Here is a 22,149-nt window from a genome sequence, read left to right on the forward strand (position 1 = left end):
CCCCGCCGCCGGCCCCGCCGCCGGCCCCGCCGCCGGCCCCGCCGCCGGCCCCGCCACCACGCCCGGCGCCGATCCGGGCCCGGGCGCGTCCCCCACCCCGCCCCGCCTGATGGTCGTCTCCCCCTCGACGCTGACGGAGCGGACCAGGGCGGACATCTCCCGGCTCAGGCACGTCTGGAAGACCGACGCCTTCGACGGGGGAGTGGTCAAGGTCGCCGGGGTGGGGGTCAACCTCATCGCGGTGGACCCCGCCCGCTTCCGCCCCTGGACGTCCCCGGGGGTGGCCGGCCAACCGGCGCTCTGGAGCGCCCTCGCGGCCGGTGACCTCGTCGCCGACGCCTCGGCGGTACGCCGCCTGGGCCTGGCCCTCGGCTCGCACTACCAGGTGGACGGCGGTCCCCGGCTGCGCGTCGCGGCCTCGGCGGTCTTCGGGCTGCCCGGCGTGGACGGCGTCGTGTCGCGGGAGACCGGCCGCCGGCTGAGCCTGCTGCCGGGCGTGGCACTGCTCGTGCACGCCCCCCAGAAGGCCACCGCCGCCCTCAGGACGCGGGTGGGCGAACTGCTCGGCCCCGGCGCCCAGGTGGTCACGGTCGGCCGCGCGGCCGGCGCCGCGACCACCCGCGAGGCCGGCGGGAGCACGACCGCGGCCACCGGCGAGAACGCCGCCGGACGGAAGGGGACGGGCGGCGGCAGCGGCGACACCGGTACGGGCACGGCCGCCACGGGCGGCGGGAGGGCGAAGCGGGTCGCGGTCGGCAGGCCCGCGAGCTACCTGGAGCTCTACCGCAGATCGGCCCAGGTCTGTCCCGGACTCTCCTGGACCGTCCTGGCCGCGATCGGGCAGGTGGAGAGCTCCCACGGGCGCAACAACGGCCCGTCGTCGGCGGGCGCGCAGGGGCCGATGCAGTTCATGCCCGCCACCTGGAAGGCGTACGGGGTGGACGGCGACGGCGACGGCGTCGCGGACATCTGGAGCCCCTACGACGCGGTGCCGGGGGCGGCCAACTACCTGTGCGCCAACGGGGCGGGCCAGGGCGGCAGGAAGCTGGAGAAGGCCGTCTGGTTCTACAACCACTCCTGGTCCTACGTGGCCAAGGTGATGGCCGTCTCCCGGGGGTACGCCGCCGCGTACCCCTGACGCCCCTGACGCCCCTGACGCGGCCCGCCGGCTACGACGGGCGGCGCCGGGGCGCCGGGCAGCAGGTCGCCGGGCACGCCACCGGCTCCGGCTCGGCGAGCAGCTCCCCGACCATCGAGACGAACCTCGGGTGGACGCCCGCCGTGGCCGCCCGCACCAGCGGCAGGCCGATCCGCTCCGCCGTCCCGGCGGCCTCCACGTCGAGGTCGTAGACGACCTCCATGTGGTCGGAGACGAACCCGATCGGCACCAGCACCACCGCCGGGGCGTCGATCTTCTCCAGGTGGTCGCAGACGTCGGGCTCCAGCCACGGGATGTGCGGCGCGCCGCTGCGGCTCTGCCAGACCAGGTCCCACGCGCGGCCGCCGCCGACGGCGTCGGTGACCAGCGAGGCCGCCCGGCGCAGCTGCGCCTCGTACAGGCCGCCCTCGGGCCCGGCCGTCTCGGCCATCGAGGTCGGGATGCTGTGCGCGGTGAAGACCAGCCGGGCGTCCTCGCGGAGCCCCTCCGGCAGGCGGTCCAGCGCCTGGCGGGTGTGGTCGGTCATCGCCGCGAGGAACCCGGGATGGTCGAAGAAGTGGCGGAGCTTGACGATCTCCGGGGCGCCCTCCACGGCGGCCCGGGCGCGCGCGATGTCGTCGCGGTACTGCCGGCAGGCCGAGTAGGAGCCGTAGGCCGAGGTGACGAAGGCCGCCGCCCTGCGTACGCCGTCGTCGGCCATCCGGCGGAGCGTGTCCTCCAGGAACGGGTGCCAGTTGCGGTTGCCCCAGTAGATCGGCAGGTCGACGGTCGGCTCCACCGCCGCGATCAGGTCGCGGCACTGCTGGTTGATCGGGCTGGCGCCGCCCAGGTCCTGGTAGTGCTTCTCGACCTCCAGCAACCGCTCACGCGGGACGCCGCGCCCCCGCACCACGTTCTCCAGGAACGGCATCACGTCGTCCGGCTTCTCCGGTCCCCCGAACGAGACGACGAGAAGCGCGTCGTAGTTCCCCATGGCATTCATCAAACCGCATGCCCGGGTGTTCTCTCGCATGCTCACCCTGAGTCATTCGTCACCGGCGGGGCCGGCGGATGCATACCCGCGGGGCGCTTGCCCGGGAACGATCGCCGGGTAGGTTCGAATCCGTGACTCCATTCAACGACATCCGCGACTATGTCGGCGTACCGCGGATGGTGTCCCTGCGCCTGTCCCCCGATGGAACGCGCCTGGCCGGTACGGTCCAGGCGCTCGACCCCGATGGGAGATCGTACGGAACCTCCCTGTGGGAGGTCCCCCTGGATGACCGCGACCGGCCGCGCCGGTTGACGCGGTCGGTCAAGGGCGAGGCCGGGGCGGAGTTCACCCGGACGGGTGATCTGCTCTTCGGGTCGCGCCGGCCCGACCCCACGGTCAAGGACCCCGACGAGGAGGTCGGAGCCCTGTGGCTGCTGCCGGCGGCGGGCGGCGAGGCCCGGCGGATCGCCTCCAGGCCCGGTGGCGTGACCGGGTTCGCCGCCGGCGGGACGACCGTGGTCTTCGGCTCCGACGTGCTCCCGGGCGACGAGGCCGACGAGGCCGAGCGGCGCAAGGCGCGCAAGGAGGCCGGGATCAGCGCGATCCTGCACGAGGACTACCCGGTGCGCTACTGGGACCACGACCTCGGGCCGGGCGAGACGCGGCTGTTCGCGGGCGTCCTGGGGGACGCCGAGCGGCTGGCCGAGGTCAGGGACCTCACCCCGCGGCCGGGCCGCGCCCTGGACGACGAGGCCTCCTACGCCGTGACGCCGGACGGTTCCGCCGTCGTGACCACCTGGAAGGTGCCGCTGCCGCACGGAGAGCTCCGCTCCGAGCTGGTCGTGATCCCCGTGACGGAGGGAGGCGACCGGCGCGTCCTGGCCGGCCAGGACGGCCACGACTTCGAGGGGCCCGTCAGGATCTCCCCGGACGGCCGCCTGGTCGCGTGCGTGCGCGTCGGGCACGCCACCACCGAGCGGATCCCCGAGACCACCCTGTGGATCGTGGACCTGGCCACAGGCGAGGGCCACCCGGCGGGCGGGGAGCTCTGGCCGGCCGACCTCGCCTGGGCGCCCGACTCCCGCTCGCTGTTCGTGGCCGCCGACCACCTCGGCAGGCGGCCGGTCTTCCGGGTCGCCGCCGACGGCGCGGCGCCGCAGCGGCTCACCCCCGACGACGGGGCGTACTCCTCGCTCAACGTGGCGCCCGACGGCGTCGTGTACGCGCTGCGCGGCGCCGTGGACGCCCCCGCCACGCCGGTCAGGATCGCCGCGGACGGCACGCTCGGGTACCTGGCCTCGCCGGCCCCCGGGCCGGGGACGCCGGGCACCCTCACCGAGGTCACCGCGACCGCCGACGACGGCGCGGAGATCAGGGCCTGGCTGGTGCTGCCCGAGGGGGCCTCGGGCGACGCCCCGGCCCCGATGCTGCTCTGGATCCACGGCGGCCCGCTGAGCAGCTGGAACGACTGGTCCTGGCGCTGGAACCCGTGGATCATGGCCGCGCGCGGGTACGCGGTGCTGCTGCCCGACCCGTGCCTGTCCACCGGGTACGGGCCGGAGATGATCCGGCGCGGCTGGGCCGACTGGGGCCCGCGCACCCACGCCGACCTGATGTCGATCACCGACGCCGCGCTGGAGCTGCCCGAGATCGACGCCGGCAGGATCGGCGCCATGGGCGGCTCCTTCGGCGGCTACATGGCCAACTGGGTCGCCGGGCACACCGACAGGTTCGGGGCGATCGTCACCCACGCCTCGCTGTGGAACCTCGACCAGTTCGCCGGCACCACGGACGCGTCCATGTACTGGCAGCGGGAGTTCGGCTCCCCGGGCGGCGAGCTGTACACCAGGCTCTCCCCGCACCTGTCGCTGGAGAACATCACCACCCCGATGCTGGTCGTCCACGGGGACAAGGACTACCGGGTGCCCATCGGCGAGGCGCTGCGCCTGTGGTGGGACCTGCGGCGCTCGGAGGTGGAGTCGAAGTTCCTCTACTTCCCCGACGAGAACCACTGGGTGCTCAAGCCCGGGAACGCGGTCGTATGGTACGAGACCGTCCTGGCCTTCCTGGAGCAGCACGTCCTCGGCGGCGAGTGGAAGCGGCCGGAATCGCTCTCGTGATCGCGTACCCGCCGCGTCCGGCCGTACCCGCCTCACCCGCCTCACCCGCCTCACCCGCCTCACCCGCCGCACCCGGCGGGTGCGGCGGGTACGGCGGGCGCGGCCGGATCCGGTGGGACGATGGGGGGCCGCGCCCCGGGCCGGGCGGGAACCCCGGCGAACGCGGCACGACGAAGGGCCCACCCGGATCCGGCGGGACGGGTGGGGACGGGAGCCGCGGCGCCGCCGCGGGAACCCGGCGGAGCGAGCGAGGAACGGTGAGCGGATCGTGGACAGTGCGGTGACCTTCGGCAGGCTGGCGGAGGAGATCGCCAGGGAGGCCGGTGAGATGCTGCTGGCCAAGCGGCCGGCCCGGCCCGAGGTGCTGATCACCAAGTCCAGCCCCACCGACGTGGTGACGGCCCTGGACCGGGCCTCGGAGGAGCTGATCAGGGACAGGATCAAGGCGGTCAGGCCCGACGACGCGATCCTCGGCGAGGAGGGCGGCCCCACCGGCGACGGCAGGGTCCGCTGGATCGTCGACCCGATCGACGGGACCGTCAACTTCCTGTACGGGGTGCCCGAGTGGGCGGTCAGCATCGCGGTGGAGGTGGACGGCGAGGTGATCGCCGGGGTGGTCAACATCGTGCCCCGCGCCGAGGTGTTCACCGCCGTCAGGGGCCGGGGCGCGTGGCTGTCGGGGGAGCGGCTGAGCTGCAACACCGGCGTGCCCCTGGACCAGGCCCTGATCGCCACCGGGTTCGGCTACGGGACCGGGCGGCGCGCGGTGCAGGCCGAGGTGCTGCGCCACGTGCTGCCACGGGTGCGTGACATCCGCCGGGGCGGCTCGGCGGCCTCGGACCTGTGCGCGGTGGCGGCCGGGCGGGTCGACGGCTACTACGAGCGCGGCCCCCAGCAGTGGGACTACGCGGCCGGGGGCCTGATCGCCGCCGAGGCCGGGGCGCGGGTCGGCGGGCTGGAGGGAAAGGGGGCCAACCCCGGCCTGACGCTCTGCGCGGCACCTGGCCTGTTCGAGGAGCTGCACGACCTGCTGCTCCCGCTCGACCCGGAACGCGACGCCTGACCGCCGGCCCCCCGCGGGCCCCGGGGCACGTGAGGGCCCCCCGGCCCGGCCGGGGGGCCCTCACGTGCGTCAGCGCTGTAGGGGAACGCCGTTGTCCGAGGCCAGACGGTGGAGATCCTCGATCTCGGCGGTGAGGGTGTCGGCGAGGTACTCGTCGCCGGTGGACCGGGCCTCCTGCAGACTCCTGTGGGCCTGGTCGAGGCGGTGTTCGATTGTGGTGGTGAACTCGCCCATCTCACCTTCTTTCTCACGGTCTCAGGGGATGGAAAGTAGCGCGGCAGGGACTGGAACCGGCTGTACCCACGGTGAACAGAGCGATAAACCTATGTGTTCCCGACATCACGCGCAGTGCTCGCACGGGGGCCTTACCGTGTGCTTACAGGGGCCGGGGTGACAATGGAGAGCCGTTCCAGCGGCTGCCCATGGAATGTGACGGGAGGTGCCATAGGCCATGCGAGTGCTTGTGGTTGAGGACGAGCGGGTGCTCGCCGACGCGATCGCGACCGGGCTCCGGCGCGAGGCGATGGCCGTGGACGTGGCCTACGACGGCGCCGGCGCGCTGGAGCGGACCGGCTACATCGACTACGACGTCGTCGTCCTGGACAGGGACCTGCCCAAGGTGCACGGGGACGAGGTCTGCCGCCGGCTGGTGGCCTCCCGTACCGCGTCGCGCATCCTGATGCTGACCGCCTCCGGGGACGTCGACGACAAGGTGGAGGGGCTGGGCCTGGGCGCCGACGACTACCTGGCCAAGCCCTTCGTGTTCATCGAGCTCGTGGCGCGGGTGCGGGCGCTCGGCCGCCGCTCGGCCCCGGCGCTCCCGCCGGTGCTGGAGCGGGCCGGGGTACGCCTGGACCCGGGCAAGCGCCTGGTCAGCAGGGACGGCGAGGAGATCGCGCTCACCAAGAAGGAGTTCGCGGTCCTGGAGGAGCTGATGCGCGCCGAAGGGGCGGTCGTCAGCCAGGAGGACCTGCTGGACAAGGCGTGGGACGAGAACATCGACCCGTTCACCAACGTGGTGCGCGTCACCATGATGACGCTGAGGAAGAAACTGGGCGAGCCCCAGGTGATCGAGACGGTGCCCGGAGTCGGGTACAAGCTGTGAGCGCTCCGGCAGGCGGGGGAGAGGAGCACCCCACCTTCGTCCCGGCGGGCGAGGGCAGGGAGTCCGTGCCGACCCACCCGATGATCAGCCCGCACTCCGAGCGGAGCGCCTGGAAGGCCGAGCACCTCTCCTCGGAGCCGGTGGGACCGGTGGGACCTGCGGGACCGGTGGGGCCGGGAGGACCCGTGGGGCCGGTGGGGCCGGCGGGGCCGTTGGGGCCGATGACGGGCAAGGGACCCGCCGACCGTCCCCCGCCGCCGACCGGCCCGCCCGCCTGGGACGGGCCGCCCCCGGCGGGCGCCTCCCCGGTACGGCGCACCCTCGTGGAGCGGGCCAGGACGGTCGTCGACCGGCTCAGCATCCGCTGGCGGCTGACGCTCACCTACGCCGTGCTGTTCTTCACGGCCGGGGCCCTGCTCATGACCGTGATCTACCTCCTGGTGGGCTGGTCGCTCTACTCGGCGTGGCCTCCCTTCCCCTTCGACGTGGAAGGGGTGCCGAGCGAGATCGAGGCCGAGTTCAAGCGGCGGTGGTACTGGCAGCAGCACGTCGCGATCACCGGCGTGCAGAAGGACATGCTGACCCGTTCGGTGCTGGCCCTGCTGGGCATCGGCATCCTGGCCGTCATCATCGGCTACATCGTCGCCGACCGGGCGCTCAAGCCCATCCAGCAGATGACCGCCACCGCCCGCAAGCTGTCGGGCTCCACCCTCGCCCACGAGCGGATCGACCTCAAGGGCCCCGACGACGAGCTCAAGGAGCTCGCCGACACCTTCGACGCGATGCTCACCAGGCTCAACGTGGCCTTCGACACCCAGCGAAGATTCGTGGCCAACGCCTCGCACGAGCTCCGCACCCCCCTGACGATCAACCGGACGGTCCTGGAGATCGCCCTGGGCGACCCCGAGGCCTCGGGCGACCTCAAGGCGCTGGGCCGTACCCTGCTGGAGGTCAACGCCCGCAACGAGCGCCTGATCGAGGGCCTGCTATTGCTGGCCAGGAGCGAGCGCGAGCTGAGCGTGCGCAAGCCGGTGGACATGAAGGACGTGGCCGAGACGGCCGTCGACCAGCTCGCCGTACGGGCCGAGGAGGCCGGGGTCGCCGTGACCGCCGAGCTGCGCGCCGCCGAGACCGTCGGCGACCCGGTCCTGCTGGAGCGGTGCGTGGCCAATCTCGTGGAGAACGCCATAAAGCACAACCTTCCCGAATCCGGACGTCTGTGGGTGAGGACGGGAATGACGGAGGGTGCCTTGGTTGTTCAGGTGGCCAACACGGGGCCGCACGTGCCCGCGTACGAGGTGAACAGCCTTTTCGAGCCTTTCCGGCGGCTCAACGCCGACCGGGTCGACTCCGGCAAGGGGGCGGGGCTCGGGCTCTCCATCGTCCGCGCGATCGTGCGGGCCCACGGGGGCAACGTGACCGCCCTGCCCAGGGACGGAGGAGGGCTGGTGGTCACCGTGCGACTTCAGCCACGTTGATCCGGCGGGGGGCGTCTCGTTCGCGCCGTACATGTGGTTGGATGTGCCGTCGAACACGGTGGTGCATGCCGCCGATGCTGTGGTTTACGCCATATTTGGCTAACCGTGGCCATTGGCAGTACGTCCCTCACGTGTAGGGAGGTTCAGTGACCATTCCGGCGGGGTACCGAAGCAGGAATCTCTCTGGCGGATCGGGCACAAGCCGTGCCTCTCGAACGTTACACACGCGCGAGTGAGCGCAGACAGATAGATGAGGGGGATGGAGCAGACCGATGGCTACCGACTACGACAGTCCACGCAAGACAGACGACGACCTCAGCGAGGACAGTCTGCAGGAACTGCAGGCCCGCCGTACCGACAAGTCCTCGGGCAGCATCGACATCGACGAGACCGATCTCGCCGAATCGCTCGAACTGCCGGGCGCGGACCTGTCCAACGAGGAGCTCTCGCTCCGGGTGATTCCTCGTCAGGCCGACGAGTTCACCTGCGCGCGCTGCTTCCTGGTGCACCACCGCAGCCAGCTCGCCGTGGAGAGGAACAACCAGCAGATCTGCCGGGAGTGCGCGGCCTGACGACGATTCCGACGGCTGTCCGAGGTGTGTCCCTCCCCTCGCGGGTAGGGCGCTCAGACAGCCTTGAGGAGGTTCCGAGACATGACGTCAGAGAACAGGCAGACCGGTGCCGCGCCGGACGACTTCACGGCCCGGGAGTCGGCCGGCGCGCCCGAACGGGAAGCCGCGGAGGCCGGCGCGCCTGAACGGGAAGTGGCGGAGATCGTCGGCAGGCTCGCCGAGCCCGGCGACATGGACGGGGCCGAGCGGCGAAGGCTGCTCGGCCGTCTCACGAGATCACTCGCCCAGGGGGCGAAGAAGGCCAAGGCGTCCGGCGCGGGCCGGGGCCGCTGGCTGACCGACGTGTTCATGGCGGTGGCGCCCCGCATCCCCATCCGAGACCTCGCCACCCTCTCCGAGCACCACCACGGCCTCACCTCCGAGGCGCTCGCCGACGACCTGGTGCGGACCGCGACCAAGGCCACCATGACCGTCGGCGCCATCGGCGGGGCCGTCGCCGCGGCCGAGTTCGCCGCGCCTCCCCTGCTGCTGTCGGCGCCCGCCCAGCTCGTCGCCGAGACCCTGGTCGTCGCCGCGATCGAGGTCAAGCTCATCGCCGAGCTGCACGAGGTGTACGGCATGCAGGTCCCCGGCACCGGCAGCCAGCGCGCCATGGCCTTCGCGATGGCCTGGTCCAAGCAGCGCGGCGTCGACCCCATGGCCCCCGGGACGATGACCGTGGCGCTCGGCACCGCCGCCAAGACCGCGCTCCGCAACCGGTTGATGCGCACCATGGGACGCCACCTCACCACCTTCGGCCCCTTCCTCACCGGCGCCGTGGCCGGCGGTTTCCTCAACCGCGCCGCCACCAACAAGCTCGGCGACGCCGTACGGGCGGACCTGAGGATCCACCGGGGCGCCCTTCCACCTGGAAAGTCATAGAAGTTCGTTGAACGGGTAGTCCTTTACGTAAGCTCTCGACTACCTGGAGGAATACTGTGCTGGGCCGCAGCGCGTTCGTGATCGTCGCCAACCGTCTTCCCGTCGACCGGGTCGGGGAGGACATGTGGCGGCGCAGCCCCGGCGGCCTCGTCACCGCGATCGCCCCCGTCCTGCAGCGCAGGGAGGGGGCGTGGGTCGGCTGGCACGGCGCCCCGGGGGAACGGCTGGAGCCCTTCGAACACGACGGCATGCAGCTCGTGCCCGTCCCGCTGTCGGAGGAGGAGGTCGAGCTCTACTACGAGGGCTTCTCCAACGGCACGCTCTGGCCGCTCTACCACGACGTGGTCGCCCCCCCGGTCTACTCGCGCGTCACCTGGGAGTCCTACCGCGCCGTCAACGAGCGCTTCGCCCAGGCCGCCGCCGAGGAGGCCGCGGAGAACGCGGTCGTGTGGGTGCAGGACTACCAGCTCCAGCTCGTCCCGGCCATGCTCCGCAAGCTCCGCCCCGACCTGCGCATCGGCTTCTTCCTGCACATCCCGTTCCCGCCGGTGGAGTTGTTCTCCCAGCTCCCGTGGCGGCGCGAGCTCGTCGAGGGCCTGCTCGGCGCGGACCTGGTCGGGTTCCAGCGGCCCGGCGGCGCGTCCAACTTCATCCGGCTCTGCCGCATCCTGCTCGGCTACCAGCACCACAAGAACGAGATCCAGGTGGGGGACCGGGTGGTGCGGGCCGCGGCCTTCCCGATCTCCGTCGACTTCGGCGAGTTCGACTCCCTGGTCAGGGAGCCGCACATCATCGCCCGCGCCAGGGAGATCCGCGCCGAGCTGGGCGACCCGGAGTGCATGCTGCTCGGCGTGGACAGGCTCGACTACACCAAGGGCATCGGCCAGCGCCTCAAGGCGTTCGGCGAGCTGCTGTCGGAGGGGACGATCAAACCGGGCGAGGCGGCGTTCGTCCAGATCGCCACGCCGAGCCGGGAACGGGTCGAGGAGTACATGCGGCTGCGCGACTCGATCGAGCTGCAGGTCGGGCGGATCAACGGCGAGCAGGGCGAGCTGGGGCAGCAGCCGGTGCAGTACATGCACCAGTCCTACGGCCGCGACGAGCTGGCCTCGCTCTACCTGGCCGCGGACGTGATGGTGGTCACGCCGCTGCGCGACGGCATGAACCTGGTCGCCAAGGAGTACATCTCCTGCCGCAACGACCTGCGCGGCGCTCTGGTGCTCAGCGAGTTCGCCGGGGCGGCCGACGAGCTGCGCCAGGCGTTCATGGTCAACCCCTACGACGTCGACGGCCTCAAGCGGGCCATGCTGGCCGCGATGCGGGCCACGCCGCACGACCTGTCGCGCCGGATGCGCTCGCTGCGCCGCAGGGTCGCCACCTACGACGTGGACCGCTGGGCCAAGGAGTTCCTGGCCGCGCTGGAGGCGTCCTGAGACGTCCGCCGGGCCCGGGGGCCGCGTCCTCGCCGTTCCGGTGAGGGGCGCGGCCCCCGGAGCCCGCCGGTCAGCCGACCCTCGGCCGCCGGTCAGCCGGCCGTCAGCCGGTGACGTCCTTGGCCGCGGCCTTGACCGCCCTCCAGGCGTCGTAGCGCTTCCTGGCGGTGCGGGCCACCACGATCTGCGTCACCTGCATTCCGACCCCCATCACCACGGCGTAACCGATCGCCTCGCCGAGGCCGGTGTCGAGCGACTCGTTGTCGATGGGGGCCTTCCTGCCGGTCACCTTCTCCCAGGCGAAGCCGATGACCTTCCTGGCGCCCCAGGCCGTGGCCAGGCCCAGCAGGCCGCCGATGGCCTTCCACGCCATGTCCTGCTTCTCGGTGTTGTCGGCCATGTGGTCCTCCCGTTCGCGGTCCGCCTCGCAACCCTAGTCTCCTCCAGCGCCGCCCCGCGTGAAGCCATACCATAGGGCGGCATGACACAACAGCGACCGCGCACCGCGCCCATGCCCGAGAAACCGACTCTCGACGGCCTGGAGTCGGTATGGGCGGGCCGCTGGGAGGCCGAGGGGACCTACCGGTTCGACAGGTCGCGCACGCGCGAGGAGATCTACTCGATCGACACCCCGCCGCCGACCGTCTCCGGTTCCCTGCACGTGGGCCACGTCTTCTCCTACACCCACACCGACACGATCGCCCGTTTCCGGCGGATGCGCGGGCGTGAGGTCTTCTACCCCATGGGCTGGGACGACAACGGCCTGCCCACCGAGCGCCGGGTGCAGAACCACTTCGGCGTGCGCTGCGACCCCTCCATCGCCTACGACCCCTCGTTCGAACCGCCCGCACGGCCCGACGCCAAGCGGCAGGTCCCGATCTCGCGCGGGAACTTCATCGAACTGTGCGAGCGGCTCACGGTCGAGGACGAGAAGGCGTTCGAGGAGCTCTGGCGCCGCCTGGGCCTGTCGGTGGACTGGTCGCTGACGTACGCCACCATCGGCACCGCCGCGCGCGCCGCCTCCCAGCGGGCCTTCCTGCGCAACCTGGCCCGGGGCGAGGCGTACGTGGCCCAGGCGCCCACGCTCTGGGACGTCACCTTCCGCACCGCCGTGGCCCAGGCCGAGCTGGAGGACCGCGAGTGGCCGGGCGCCTTCCACCGGGTGGGTTTCACGCTCTCGCGGGAGCAGCGGGCCAGGGGCTTCGGCGACCGCGTCTGGATCGAGACGACCCGTCCCGAGCTGCTGCCCGCCTGCGTCGCGCTGGTCGCCCACCCCGACGACGAGCGCTACCGGCCGCTGTTCGGCACCACGGTCAGGACCCCGCTGTTCGACGTCGAGGTGCCGGTGCTGGCCCACCACCTGGCCGAGCCCGACAAGGGGTCGGGCATCGCGATGATCTGCACCTTCGGCGACGTCACCGACGTCGTGTGGTGGCGCGAGCTGGGCCTGCCCACCCGCCCGGTCGTCGGCTGGGACGGCAGGCTGCTGCCGGACGCCCCCGAGGGCGTGCCGGCCGGGCCGTACGCCGAGCTGGCCGGCAGGACCGCGCACGGCGCCCGCGAGCGGATCGTGGAGCTGCTGCGGGCCTCGGGCGACCTGGAGGGCGAGCCAAGGCCGGTGCGGCGCCCGGTGAAGTTCTACGAGAAGGGGGACCGCCCCCTGGAGATCGTCAGCACCCGGCAGTGGTACCTCCGCAACGGCGGGCGCGAGGAGGCGCTGCGCGACGCGCTCCTGGCGCGGGGCGCGGAGCTCGCCTGGCACCCGCCGCACATGCGGGCCCGCTACGACGGCTGGGTGCAGGGCCTGGCGGGCGACTGGCTGATCTCCCGGCAGCGCTTCTTCGGCGTGCCGATCCCGGTCTGGTACCCGCTGGACGCCGAGGGCGAGCCCGACCACTCCGCGCCGATCACGCCGCCGGAGTCCGCGCTGCCGGTGGACCCCGCGAGTGACGCGCCACCCGGCTACACCGAGGACCAGCGCGGCAAGGCGGGCGGTTTCACCGCCGACCCCGACGTCATGGACACCTGGGCCACCTCCTCGCTCACACCGCAGATCGCCGGGGGCTGGGAGCGCGACCCCGACCTGTTCGACCGGGTCTTCCCGATGGACCTGCGCCCGCAGGCCCACGAGATCATCCGGACCTGGCTGTTCTCCACGGTGGCCCGAAGCCACCTGGAGCGGGGCACCCTGCCCTGGAGCGACGTCGCGATCTCCGGCTGGATCATCGACCCCGACCGCAAGAAGATGTCCAAGTCCGTGGGCAACGTGGTCACCCCGTCCGGGCTGCTGGAGCAGTACGGCTCCGACGCGGTCCGCTACTGGGCCGCGCACGGCCGTCCGGGCACCGACACCGCCTTCGACACCGGTCAGATCAAGATCGGCCGCCGCCTGGCCATCAAGATCCTGAACGCCTCCAGGTTCGTCCTCGGCCTCGGCGAGGACGGCGGCGAGGTGACCGAGCCGATCGACCTGTCGATGCTGGCCCGGCTCGCGGAGGTGGTCGGGGAGGCCACCGAGGCGATGGAGGGCTACGACTACACCCGCGCGCTGGAGCGGACCGAACGGTTCTTCTGGGAGTTCTGCGACGACTACCTGGAGCTGGTCAAGGCCAGGGCCTACGACGGCGCGCGCCCGGGCGCCGCGGCCGGGGACGGCGCCGGTCCGGGCGGCTCGGGCTCCGGCGGGGACGGCGCCGCTTCGGACGGCACCGCTTCGGACGGCACCGGCTCGGGTGGCGCCGGCTCGGGCGGGGCGAGCGCGGCCGCGCGCTCGGCGCACGCGGCGCTGCGCGAGGCCCTCGACGTCATGCTCCGGCTGTTCGCCCCGTTCCTGCCCTTCGTCACCGAGGAGGTCTGGTCCTGGTGGCGGGAGGGCTCGGTGCACCGGGCCCCCTGGCCCGAGCCGGCCCTGCGCGGCGGCGACCCCGAGCTGCTGCCCGCGGTGGCCGCGGTCCTGGGCCGGGTCCGCAAGGCCAAGTCCGACGCCCGCCTGTCCATGCGCGCCGAGGTCTCCCGGCTGACCGTCACCGGGGCGCGGGTGGACCTGGTGCGGCAGGCACAGGACGACCTGTGCGGCGCGGGCGTCATCGACGAGTTCGTGCTCCACCCCGGCGGGGGCGAGCTGCTGGTGGAGGTCGCCCTCACCTGACCGCGGCGCCCGCGACTCTGTCCTTTCCGTCGGGCCGTCCCGTCGTACGGTCGAGGCACGACAGGTGAGGGGAGGACGGGTCATGCCGCCAGGATGTGGTAACTGCAGCTGCTACCTCGAGGACAGGGTGATCGCCCGCCCGCCGGCCGAGCGCTGAGCCCGGCCGGCCGAGGTCGCCGAACGACCCGGCACCGGCCCGACGGGCCGGTGCCGGGTCCGGTCGTGTCGGCCCGGTAACTCCCGCGCATTTCCCACCCCGGCGTGCCAGGCTGGGATCCGTGATCTCCGATCGGGAACGCCTGACCGGCCTGGTGCCGCGCACGCTGCTCCGCCTCGCGCTGTGGAGCCTGTGCCTGATCATCATCGGCTGGGCCGTCTTCTACTTCGCGCAGTTCATCGCGACGCTGCGCATCGTGGTGCTGCCGGTCGCCGTGGCGCTCCTGCTGACCGCGCTGCTGTTCCCGATCACGCGGCGGCTCGGCGCGATGGGCCTGCGGCCCATCTACGCCACCTGGGTCACCATGCTCATCGCGCTCGCCGTGCTCGGCGGCACCGGCTGGATCATCGGGGTCCGCGCCAACGACGAGTTCCCCGGCCTCGTCGACCAGGTGCGCCAGACCGCCAAGTCCGTGGAGAACTGGCTCTACACCGGCCCCCTGCACCTGCAGCCGAACCAGCTGACCAGCATGGTCGACGAGATCAGCAAGCAGGTCACCGCCCAGCGCAACCAGATCACCCAGACGGTCCTGACCGGCGCCACCGTGGCGGTGGAGGTGCTGGCCTCCATCGTGCTGCTGCTGTTCGTGACCTTCTTCCTGCTCAAGGACGGCGACCGGATCTGGTCGTGGTTCCTCAAGGGGTTCGGGAGCATGGCGCCCCGGGTGGACCGGGCGGGCCGTACGGCCTGGGTGACGCTCTCGCAGTACGTGCAGGGCACGGTCGCGGTGGCCGCCGTGCACGGCGTGATCATGGGCATCGTGCTCGCCGGGATGGGCGTACCGCTCTGGGCGCCGCTGGCGGTGCTGATCTTCCTCGCCAGCTTCATCCCGATCGTCGGCATCTTCTTCGCCGGAATGGTGGCGACGCTGGTCACCCTGGGCGCCAAGGGGCCGATCTACGCCCTGATCTTCCTCGGCATCCTGGTGGTGGAGCAGCAACTGGAGAACCACGTGCTGCAGCCGCTGATCGTGGGCCGGGTGCTGCACTTCCACCCGCTGGCCATCATCCTCGTGCTGGCCGTGGGCGGCATCCTGGCGGGCATCGCGGGCGCCGCCGTGGCGGTGCCGGTCGCCGCCGTGATCTACCGGGCGCTGCCCGAGCTCAGGGCCTCCCCGCCGCGAGCACTGCCACCGGCCTCGCCGCACCCGGATCCGGGCGGCCCCGAGCCGGAGGGGCCCGGTGGTCCCGGCCCCTCGGGGCCGCCCGCCGAGGCGGGAAAGCCGGTGAATGACGAATCACCGCAGCCCAAGGGGTAACGTTCTGCCCCGTGACCCGTTCCACCGTGACCACTCCCCCGCCGGACGCGGTCCGTCCGGGCCCGCTTCCCGGCGGTCCCGCCCCCGGATCCCCGCTCGGGCCCCACTACAGCCGCTGTTTCGGCTGCGGGAGCGACCACCCCACCGGCCTGCACCTGACCGCCACGACCCCTGACGGGATCACCGTCGAGGCCGCCTTCACCGTGGGGGAGAGCCACCAGGGGGCGCCGGGCCTGGCGCACGGCGGCGTGCTCGCCGCCGCGATGGACGAGGTCATCGGCATGTCCGTCTGGCTCTTCCGCCGGCCCTACGTCACCGGGCGGCTGGAGACCGACTATCTCGTCCCGGTTCCGGTGGGCACCGAGCTGTATCTGCGCGCCTGGTGCAACGGCATGTCCGGCCGGAAGGCGTACCTTGAGGCTGAGGGCCGGATCGGTTCCGCGGACGGCCCGGTCGCCGTGCGGGCCGCGGCGCTGTTCATCGAGGTGGGCATGGAGCACTTCGAGCGGCACGGCGGCCAGGCGATCACCGACGAGCACCACGAGTACGAGGTGAACCCGTGACCCACACCGTCGAGGTGTTGATCCACCGGCTCGACGCGGATCTGCCGCCGCCGTCGTACGCCCATCCGGGCGACGCGGGCGCGGACCTGCGCGCGGCCGAGGACGTCGAGCTCCTGCCCGGGGAGCGGGCCGTGGTCGGAACCGGGGTGGCGATCGCGCTGCCCGACGGGTACGCCGCGTTCGTCCACCCGCGTTCGGGCCTGGCCGTCCAGCACGGCGTGACGCTCGTCAACGCGCCCGGCACCGTGGACGCCGGGTACCGGGGCGAGATCAGGGTGACGCTGATCAACACCGACACCAAGGACGCCGTACGGCTGCGAAGGGGGGACCGCATCGCGCAGCTGGTGATCCAGAAGGTGGAGCGGGCGGTGTTCCACGAGGTGGGCAGGCTGCCCGGCTCGGCACGGGGCGCCGGCGGGTTCGGGTCCACCGGCCGGTGACCGTGCCGGCAGCACAGGGGACGATTGACCAGTGAATCTTCAAGGAGCGTGAGGAAAGTGTTCCGACGTCGCCGTCGTGAGGAGTCCCCGGCCGTCAAGGCCGAGGTGGAGGAGGCCGAGCAGGCCCCGACGCGGGAGTCGGGTCCGTGGGACTCCGAGGAGCCGTACCCGGAGCGGGAGAGGGTCGACCTCGGCGGGATGCGCCTGCCCGTCGACGCCGGTTTCGAGATCCAGCTCAACCTGGCCGGGGAGCAGATCGTCGGCGCGGTGGTGCTGTACGACGAGAGCGCCCTGCAGGTGCACGCGTTCGCGGCGCCCAAGCGGAGCGGCATCTGGGACGAGGTCAGGGCGGAACTGGCCGAGGGGGTCAAGAGCGCCGGAGGCACCGCCGAGGAGCGGGAGGGACCCTTCGGCGTCGAGCTGGCCGCCAGGATCCCCGCGGAGGGCGGCGAGCAGCCGGTCCGCTACATCGGCGTGGACGGGCCGCGCTGGTTCCTGCGCGCGGTGATCAGCGGGCGCGCCGCCCAGGGCGCCGACTCCGCCGCCACCCTGGAGGGTGTCGTCCGGGACATAGTCGTGGTACGCGGGGACGAGCCGATGGCTCCCAAGGAGGCGATCGAACTGCGACTGCCGCCCGAGGCCAGGCAGGCCGTGGAGCAGCAGGGCGGCAAGAACGACAAACCCGACCTCAACCCCTTCGGCCGCGGGCCGGAGATCGCCGAGCTTCGCTGACGGGCCGGATCGCGTACCCTGATGCGACTCGTATGTGAAGGAGAGGTCCGTGGGTTCTCAGGAACCGCATGAACAGGGCGGCCTGCGAGGCTTCCTCCGCCGCCTGACCGCCGGTCAGGCGGAGCTGGAGGCCGACGAACTCCAGCAGGACCTCGACCGTCACGGCGCCACCGCCATCGTCTCGTGCGGAGGGCGCCGCCGGTTCTGCGTCACCGGCACCCTGCGGACGGTGACGCTGCGCCCCCGCGGGGGCGCGCCGGCGCTGGAGGCCGAGCTCTACGACGGCTCCGACGTGATCGACCTGATCTGGCTGGGCCGCAGGAGGATCGCGGGCATCGAACCCGGCCGCCTGGTGCTGGCCGAAGGACTCGTCAGCATGCAGGATGGACGCAAGGTCATGTTCAATCCCAGATACGAGCTGCGCCCGGCCGCCGGTGCGTGAGCGATCGTCGACCACGAGACGGTGAACGAAGAGATGACCACCAGCGAGGAGACCGCCGCGCACGACACGGTGGAAGCCGTGCTCCGCAGCCAGCTCGCCAAGGCGTTCGGCGGGATGCGGGGTGTCGTGGAGGCCGCCGTTCCGACCATCGCCTTCACCGGCATGTGGATCACCACCTCGGACCTGAGGCTCTCCCTCATGGTCAGCATCGGGGCCGCGGTGCTCCTGCTCGCCGTGAGGCTGGTGCAGCGCTCGACGCCGCAGTTCGTGATCAACAGCCTGATCGGCATCGGCATCGGCGCGTTCTTCGCCTCGCGCAGCGGCCAGGCCGAGGACGTCTTCCTGCCCGGCATCCTCTACAACGCCGGCTACTCGGTGGCCATGCTGCTGTCGATCGTCACCCGCTGGCCGCTGGTGGGTTTCATGATCGGTTCCGTCACGGGTGATCCGACCGCCTGGCGCGCCGACCCGGCGGTGGTGAAGCTCTGCACCAAGCTCACCTGGCTGCTGATGCTCCCCTGCGTGATCCGGGTGGCGGTCCAGCTCCCCGTCTACCTGATCGGCGGGGACCAGGCCGTCGTCGAGCTGGGCATTCTCAAGATCGTGATGGGCTGGCCGCTCCAGATCGCGGCGCTGACCGCCATGGTGTGGCTGCTGGCCCGCGGCCGGACCCCGGTGCGACCCGAGGCCTCCCGACCCGAGGCCTCCCGACCCGAGGCCTCCTGACCCGAGGCCTCCTGACCCGAGGCCTTCTGGCCGGAGGACGGGCCCGGAGAGCCGGCCTCGCTCAGAGGTGGGTCCAGGCCGGGGAGCCGGCAGGGCCGGTCTCGTCCGGGGACGGGTTCCCGGCCCGCGGGTCCGGCCGGGGATGCCCCCGGCTCGGGCGTGTGCGGCCCGGTCCGGACGTGCGGTGCGGCCCGGCCCGGACGTGCGGTTGAGTCTCAGCGCGGCGTGCGGTGCGGGGACAGCAGCTCCGCCAGCTCCTCCTCGACCTCCTGGCTGGCGACGAACATCAGCTCGTCACCGGCCTCCAGCGGGTCGTCGGCGGTGGGCACCAGCACCCGGCCCTCGCGCAGGATCGCGACCAGGGCGGTGTCGTCGGGCCAGGGCACCGACCCGGCGCGCTGGCCGACGACCGGCGCGTCCTCGGGCAGGGTGAGCTCGACCAGGTTGGCCTGCCCCTGGCGGAAGGTCATCAGGCGCACCAGGTCGCCGACGCTGACCGCCTCCTCGACCAGCGCGCTGAGCAGGCGCGGGGTCGACACGGCCACGTCCACGCCCCACGACTCGTTGAACAGCCACTCGTTCTTGGGGTGGTTGATCCTGGCCACCACCCGGGGCACCCCGTACTCGGTCTTGGCCAGCAGCGAGACCACGAGGTTGACCTTGTCGTCGCCGCTGGCGGCGACGACCACGTGGCAGTCGGCCAGGCCCGCCTCGTCCAGCGAGGAGATCTCGCAGGCGTCCGCGAGCAGCCACTCCGCCCTCGGCACCGTGTCGATCTTGATGGCCTTGGGGTCGATGTCGACGAGCAGGACCTGGTGGCCGTTCTCCAGGAGCTCGGCGGCGATCGAGCGGCCGACCGCTCCCGCGCCGGCGATGGTGACGCGCATCAGTGCTCCTCCTCGGGGCCCGAGGACAGCACCTTGTTGATGCGGTCCATGTCGGTCTCGACAGCCAGGACGTGCAGCACGTCGCCCTCCTGCACCACCGAGTCGGTCCGGGGCAGCAGGGTCTCGCCCATCCGGTTGACGAACGCCAGGCGGGTGCCCGCGGCGGCCTCCAGGACCCGGGCCGGGGTGCCGACCCAGCCGGGGTGGTAGGCGACCTCCGCCAGCACCACGCGCCCGCTGGGATCGCGCCAGAGCGGCTCGGCCCCCTCCGGCAGCACGCGGCGCAGGATCTGGTCGGCGGTCCAGCGGACCGTGGCCACCGTGGGGATGCCCAGTCGCTGGTAGACCTCGGCGCGCCGGGAGTCGTAGATCCTGGCGACCACGTTGTCCACGCCGAACGTCTCGCGGGCGACCCTGGCGGAGATGATGTTCGAGTTGTCGCCGCTGCTGACCGCCACGTAGGCGCCCGCGGCCTCGATGCCGGCCTCCTCGAGGACGTCCCGGTCGAAGCCGATCCCGGTCACCCTGCGACCTCGGAACCCCGCCCGCAGCCGGCGGAACGCCTGCGGGTCACGGTCGATGATCGCGACCGAGTGGCCGCTGTCCTCCAGGATGTGCGCCAGGGTCGAACCCACCCGGCCACACCCCATGATCACGATATGCATGCTCCCCCGCCGGTCGCTGTGAGGCGGATCTTGTTCCCGATGTATTCAGCCAGTATGGCCCGCTCCGGGAGTGCCGCGTCGGCCGCCCCGAGATTAGGGGCTAGCATCGGCAGACGTGTCGAAGGTGACGGACCTTGTCAAACGCCTGTTCATCGGGCGAGCGCTGCGCAGTACGCAGCTGCACGAGCAACTGCTCCCCAAGCGCATCGCGCTGCCGGTCTTCGCGAGCGACGCGCTCTCCTCGGTGGCCTACGCCCCCCAGGAGATCCTCGTCATCCTCTCCCTGGCCGGGATCTCCTTCTACCACTTCAGCCCCTGGGTCGCCCTGGCCGTCGTGGTGGTCATGCTCACCGTGGTGGCGTCGTACCGGCAGAACGTGCACGCCTATCCCAGCGGGGGCGGCGACTACGAGGTCGCCACCGTCAACCTGGGCCCCAACGCCGGCCTGACCGTGGCCAGCGCCCTGATGGTCGACTACGTGCTGACCGTCGCGGTGTCGGTCGCCAACGGCGTCGACTACGTGGGCGCCACCATCCCCTACGTCGCCGAGCACAAGCCGCTGGTCGCGATCGTCATCGTGGTGCTGCTGACGCTGGTGAACCTGCGGGGCATCCGCGAGTCGGGGGCGGCCTTCGCCGTCCCCACCTACGCCTTCATGTTCGCCGTCCTCGGCCTGGTCGCCTGGGGCGGCTTCCGGGTCCTCGTCCTGGGCGACGAGCTGCGCGCCCCCACCGCCGACTACCAGATCATCGCCGAGCAGTCCGACCTCACCGCCTTCGCCGCGGCCTTCCTGATCCTGCGCGCGTTCTCCTCGGGCTGCGCCGCGCTCACCGGCGTCGAGGCGATCAGCAACGGCGTGCCCGCCTTCCGCAAGCCGAAGAGCAAGAACGCCGCGAGCACGCTGCTGATGATGGGCCTGGTCTCGGTGACGATGTTCATCGGGATCATCTCCCTCGGGCTGGCCTCGGGGGTGAAGGTCGCCGAACCCTCGGTGGCCTTCCGGGACGTGCTCATCGACGGGCGACCGGCCGGCCCCGACTACTACCAGCAGCCGATCATCGCCCAGGTGGCCGACGCGGTCTTCGGCGGCGGCTCGCTCCCCTTCTTCGCCATCTCCGCCGTCACCGCGCTGATCCTCTTCCTGGCGGCCAACACCGCCTTCAACGGCTTCCCGGTGCTCGGCTCGATCCTGGCCCAGGACCGCTACCTGCCCCGCCAGCTCCACACCCGGGGCGACCGGCTCGCCTTCTCCAACGGCATCGTGATCCTCGCCGCCGCGGCCTGCCTGCTGCTGTGGGGGTTCGAGGCCGACGTCAGCCGCCTGCTGAACCTCTACATCGTGGGCGTCTTCGTGTCGTTCACGCTGAGCCAGATCGGCATGGTCCGGCACTGGACCCGGCACCTGGCGACCGAGGAGGACCCCAGGGTCCGGCACCGGATGCACCGCTCGCGGACCATCAACTTCTTCGGCGGCGTGATGACCGGCGTGGTGCTGGTGGTGGTGCTGGTCACCAAGTTCACCCACGGGGCGTGGATCGTCTGCGTGGCCATGCCGGTGCTGTTCCTGATGATGAAGGGCATCCACGGGCACTACGAGAACGTCGCCCGGGAGCTCGCCGTCGACGAGGACACCGAACTGACCGCGTCGATGCTGCCCGCGCGCAACCACGCCATCGTCCTGGTCTCCAAGATCCACAAGCCGACCCTGCGCGCCCTCGCCTACGCCCGCGCCACCCGCCCCTCCAAGCTGGAGGCGATCACCGTGGGGGTCGAGGGCCCCGAGGCCAGGGCGCTTCAGGAGGAGTGGGAGCGGCGCGGCATCCAGGTGCCGCTGAAGATGCTCGACTCGCCCTACCGCGAGATCACCCGGCCGATCCTGGAGTACGTCAAGTCGCTGCGCCGCCGCTCGCCCCGCGACGTGGTGAGCGTCTACATCCCCGAGTACGTCGTGGGCCACTGGTGGGAGCACCTGCTGCACAACCAGAGCGCGCTGCGGCTCAAGGGCCGCCTGCTCTTCCAGCCCGGTGTCATGGTCATCAGCGTGCCCTGGCAGTTGCACTCCTCCGACCGGCTCAAGGGCCGCCCCGAGCCCTTCGCGCCCGGCTCGGCACGCCGCGCCCGCCCGGCCGCGGCCGGTCCGGAGGCGGCCGGTCCCGACGCGACCGGACCCGACGCGGTCCGGGACGAGGACGTCAAGGCATAACCTTTCGTATGCGCTCTCGAGCGCGAGGAGGCTCGACCGACGAC

At 72.2% G+C, this 22,149-nt stretch carries 21 protein-coding genes; 16 read left to right on the forward strand and 5 right to left on the reverse strand.

The window, feature by feature from the left end:
* Positions 1 to 1,138 (forward strand): lytic transglycosylase domain-containing protein (locus AB0G16_RS32835; RefSeq protein ID WP_362813914.1); only part of this gene is annotated, 1,138 nt, incomplete at its 5' end.
* 31 nt (positions 1,139 to 1,169) lie between these two features.
* Here AB0G16_RS32835 and AB0G16_RS32840 read toward each other — a convergent pair.
* Positions 1,170 to 2,132 carry a ferrochelatase gene (locus AB0G16_RS32840; RefSeq protein ID WP_362813916.1) on the reverse strand — a complete coding sequence of 321 codons (963 nt, stop codon included), beginning with the start codon at positions 2,130 to 2,132 and terminating at the stop codon, positions 1,170 to 1,172.
* Between the two features lie 176 nt (positions 2,133 to 2,308).
* On the opposite strand from AB0G16_RS32840, the gene AB0G16_RS32845 reads away from it, so the two are divergent.
* Both AB0G16_RS32845 and AB0G16_RS32850 read left to right on the forward strand, forming a co-directional pair.
* Complete coding sequence (locus AB0G16_RS32845) at positions 2,309 to 4,252, forward strand: prolyl oligopeptidase family serine peptidase (protein WP_362813973.1); 1,944 nt, start codon at positions 2,309 to 2,311, stop codon at positions 4,250 to 4,252.
* A gap of 268 nt (positions 4,253 to 4,520) precedes the next feature.
* The gene (locus tag AB0G16_RS32850) at positions 4,521 to 5,315 is read left to right on the forward strand and encodes an inositol monophosphatase family protein (protein ID WP_362813918.1); all 795 of its coding nucleotides are present in this window, start codon (positions 4,521 to 4,523) and stop codon (positions 5,313 to 5,315) included.
* 69 nt (positions 5,316 to 5,384) lie between these two features.
* Here AB0G16_RS32850 and AB0G16_RS32855 read toward each other — a convergent pair whose 3' ends face one another.
* A complete protein-coding gene (locus AB0G16_RS32855) occupies positions 5,385 to 5,549 on the reverse strand; it encodes a hypothetical protein (RefSeq protein ID WP_362813920.1) in 165 nt (54 codons plus the stop codon).
* 217 nt (positions 5,550 to 5,766) lie between these two features.
* Here AB0G16_RS32855 and AB0G16_RS32860 point away from each other — a divergent pair, with 217 nt between their 5' ends.
* The 5 genes from AB0G16_RS32860 (at position 5,767) to AB0G16_RS32880 (ending at position 10,824) form a co-directional block, all read left to right on the forward strand.
* Positions 5,767 to 6,420, forward strand: coding sequence for a response regulator transcription factor (locus AB0G16_RS32860; protein WP_362813922.1), 654 nt, complete (start codon positions 5,767 to 5,769; stop codon positions 6,418 to 6,420).
* Positions 6,417 to 7,898 carry a HAMP domain-containing sensor histidine kinase gene (locus tag AB0G16_RS32865; RefSeq protein ID WP_362813924.1) on the forward strand — a complete coding sequence of 494 codons (1,482 nt, stop codon included), beginning with the start codon at positions 6,417 to 6,419 and terminating at the stop codon, positions 7,896 to 7,898. Before AB0G16_RS32860 ends, AB0G16_RS32865 begins: the two co-directional genes overlap by 4 nt.
* A 272-nt stretch (positions 7,899 to 8,170) precedes the next feature.
* Positions 8,171 to 8,470: a DUF4193 domain-containing protein gene (locus tag AB0G16_RS32870; protein ID WP_362813926.1), complete on the forward strand. Its 300-nt coding sequence runs from the start codon at positions 8,171 to 8,173 to the stop codon at positions 8,468 to 8,470.
* Between the two features lie 81 nt (positions 8,471 to 8,551).
* A complete protein-coding gene (locus tag AB0G16_RS32875; protein ID WP_362813928.1) occupies positions 8,552 to 9,391 on the forward strand; it encodes a hypothetical protein in 840 nt (279 codons plus the stop codon).
* A 56-nt stretch (positions 9,392 to 9,447) separates the two neighbouring features.
* On the forward strand, positions 9,448 to 10,824 hold the full coding sequence (locus AB0G16_RS32880) for a trehalose-6-phosphate synthase (RefSeq protein WP_362813930.1): 1,377 nt from the start codon (positions 9,448 to 9,450) through the stop codon (positions 10,822 to 10,824).
* A 103-nt stretch (positions 10,825 to 10,927) separates the two neighbouring features.
* On the opposite strand, the gene AB0G16_RS32885 is transcribed toward AB0G16_RS32880, so the two are convergent.
* Positions 10,928 to 11,224 carry a DUF4235 domain-containing protein gene (locus AB0G16_RS32885; RefSeq protein WP_362813932.1) on the reverse strand — a complete coding sequence of 99 codons (297 nt, stop codon included), beginning with the start codon at positions 11,222 to 11,224 and terminating at the stop codon, positions 10,928 to 10,930.
* A gap of 81 nt (positions 11,225 to 11,305) precedes the next feature.
* Between AB0G16_RS32885 and valS the strand changes: the two genes are divergently transcribed.
* The 7 genes from valS (at position 11,306) to AB0G16_RS32920 (ending at position 18,350) form a co-directional block, all read left to right on the forward strand.
* Positions 11,306 to 13,972, forward strand: a complete 2,667-nt coding sequence (gene valS, locus AB0G16_RS32890; protein WP_362813934.1) for a valine--tRNA ligase — start codon at positions 11,306 to 11,308, stop codon at positions 13,970 to 13,972.
* Positions 13,973 to 14,250: 278 nt separating this feature from the next.
* Positions 14,251 to 15,447, forward strand: a complete 1,197-nt coding sequence (locus tag AB0G16_RS32895) for an AI-2E family transporter (protein ID WP_362813936.1) — start codon at positions 14,251 to 14,253, stop codon at positions 15,445 to 15,447.
* Positions 15,448 to 15,458: 11 nt separating this feature from the next.
* The gene (locus AB0G16_RS32900) at positions 15,459 to 16,010 is read left to right on the forward strand and encodes a PaaI family thioesterase (RefSeq protein ID WP_362813938.1); all 552 of its coding nucleotides are present in this window, start codon (positions 15,459 to 15,461) and stop codon (positions 16,008 to 16,010) included.
* Positions 16,007 to 16,450 carry a dUTP diphosphatase gene (gene dut / locus AB0G16_RS32905; RefSeq protein WP_362813940.1) on the forward strand — a complete coding sequence of 148 codons (444 nt, stop codon included), beginning with the start codon at positions 16,007 to 16,009 and terminating at the stop codon, positions 16,448 to 16,450. The genes AB0G16_RS32900 and dut overlap by 4 nt, the downstream gene beginning before the upstream one ends.
* 57 nt (positions 16,451 to 16,507) lie before the next feature.
* Positions 16,508 to 17,182: a DUF3710 domain-containing protein gene (locus AB0G16_RS32910; RefSeq protein WP_362813942.1), complete on the forward strand. Its 675-nt coding sequence runs from the start codon at positions 16,508 to 16,510 to the stop codon at positions 17,180 to 17,182.
* A 49-nt stretch (positions 17,183 to 17,231) separates the two neighbouring features.
* Entirely contained in the window at positions 17,232 to 17,624 is a 393-nt protein-coding gene (locus tag AB0G16_RS32915) for an OB-fold nucleic acid binding domain-containing protein (RefSeq protein WP_362813944.1), read from the forward strand.
* A gap of 33 nt (positions 17,625 to 17,657) precedes the next feature.
* The gene (locus AB0G16_RS32920; RefSeq protein ID WP_362813975.1) at positions 17,658 to 18,350 is read left to right on the forward strand and encodes a DUF3159 domain-containing protein; all 693 of its coding nucleotides are present in this window, start codon (positions 17,658 to 17,660) and stop codon (positions 18,348 to 18,350) included.
* 215 nt (positions 18,351 to 18,565) lie between these two features.
* Here AB0G16_RS32920 and AB0G16_RS32925 read toward each other — a convergent pair whose 3' ends face one another.
* Complete coding sequence (locus tag AB0G16_RS32925; protein ID WP_362813945.1) at positions 18,566 to 19,237, reverse strand: TrkA family potassium uptake protein; 672 nt, start codon at positions 19,235 to 19,237, stop codon at positions 18,566 to 18,568.
* Entirely contained in the window at positions 19,237 to 19,902 is a 666-nt protein-coding gene (locus AB0G16_RS32930; protein ID WP_362813947.1) for a TrkA family potassium uptake protein, read from the reverse strand. The genes AB0G16_RS32925 and AB0G16_RS32930 overlap by 1 nt, the downstream gene beginning before the upstream one ends.
* A gap of 115 nt (positions 19,903 to 20,017) precedes the next feature.
* On the opposite strand from AB0G16_RS32930, the gene AB0G16_RS32935 reads away from it, so the two are divergent.
* Positions 20,018 to 22,105 (forward strand): APC family permease, encoded by a 2,088-nt coding sequence (locus AB0G16_RS32935; RefSeq protein WP_362813949.1) that lies wholly within the window; start codon positions 20,018 to 20,020, stop codon positions 22,103 to 22,105.
* The last annotated feature ends 44 nt before the right edge of the window (positions 22,106 to 22,149 follow it).

Origin of the sequence: Streptosporangium sp. NPDC023615 (assembly GCF_040640155.1) — a bacterium.
Lineage (GTDB): Bacteria > Actinomycetota > Actinomycetes > Streptosporangiales > Streptosporangiaceae > Streptosporangium.

What these genes read in the sequence shown, in the direction of transcription:
- AB0G16_RS32840 (WP_362813916.1), bottom strand. Translation starts at nt 2,132, where the DNA reads ATGGGGAACTACGACGCGCTTCTCGTCGTCTCGTTCGGGGGACCGGAG.
- AB0G16_RS32845 (WP_362813973.1), top strand. Translation starts at nt 2,309, where the DNA reads ATGGTGTCCCTGCGCCTGTCCCCCGATGGAACGCGCCTGGCCGGTACG.
- AB0G16_RS32855 (WP_362813920.1), bottom strand. Translation starts at nt 5,549, where the DNA reads ATGGGCGAGTTCACCACCACAATCGAACACCGCCTCGACCAGGCCCAC.
- AB0G16_RS32860 (WP_362813922.1), top strand. Translation starts at nt 5,767, where the DNA reads ATGCGAGTGCTTGTGGTTGAGGACGAGCGGGTGCTCGCCGACGCGATC.
- AB0G16_RS32870 (WP_362813926.1), top strand. Translation starts at nt 8,171, where the DNA reads ATGGCTACCGACTACGACAGTCCACGCAAGACAGACGACGACCTCAGC.
- AB0G16_RS32875 (WP_362813928.1), top strand. Translation starts at nt 8,552, where the DNA reads ATGACGTCAGAGAACAGGCAGACCGGTGCCGCGCCGGACGACTTCACG.
- AB0G16_RS32885 (WP_362813932.1), bottom strand. Translation starts at nt 11,224, where the DNA reads ATGGCCGACAACACCGAGAAGCAGGACATGGCGTGGAAGGCCATCGGC.
- valS (WP_362813934.1), top strand. Translation starts at nt 11,306, where the DNA reads ATGACACAACAGCGACCGCGCACCGCGCCCATGCCCGAGAAACCGACT.
- AB0G16_RS32920 (WP_362813975.1), top strand. Translation starts at nt 17,658, where the DNA reads ATGACCACCAGCGAGGAGACCGCCGCGCACGACACGGTGGAAGCCGTG.
- AB0G16_RS32925 (WP_362813945.1), bottom strand. Translation starts at nt 19,237, where the DNA reads ATGCGCGTCACCATCGCCGGCGCGGGAGCGGTCGGCCGCTCGATCGCC.
- AB0G16_RS32930 (WP_362813947.1), bottom strand. Translation starts at nt 19,902, where the DNA reads ATGCATATCGTGATCATGGGGTGTGGCCGGGTGGGTTCGACCCTGGCG.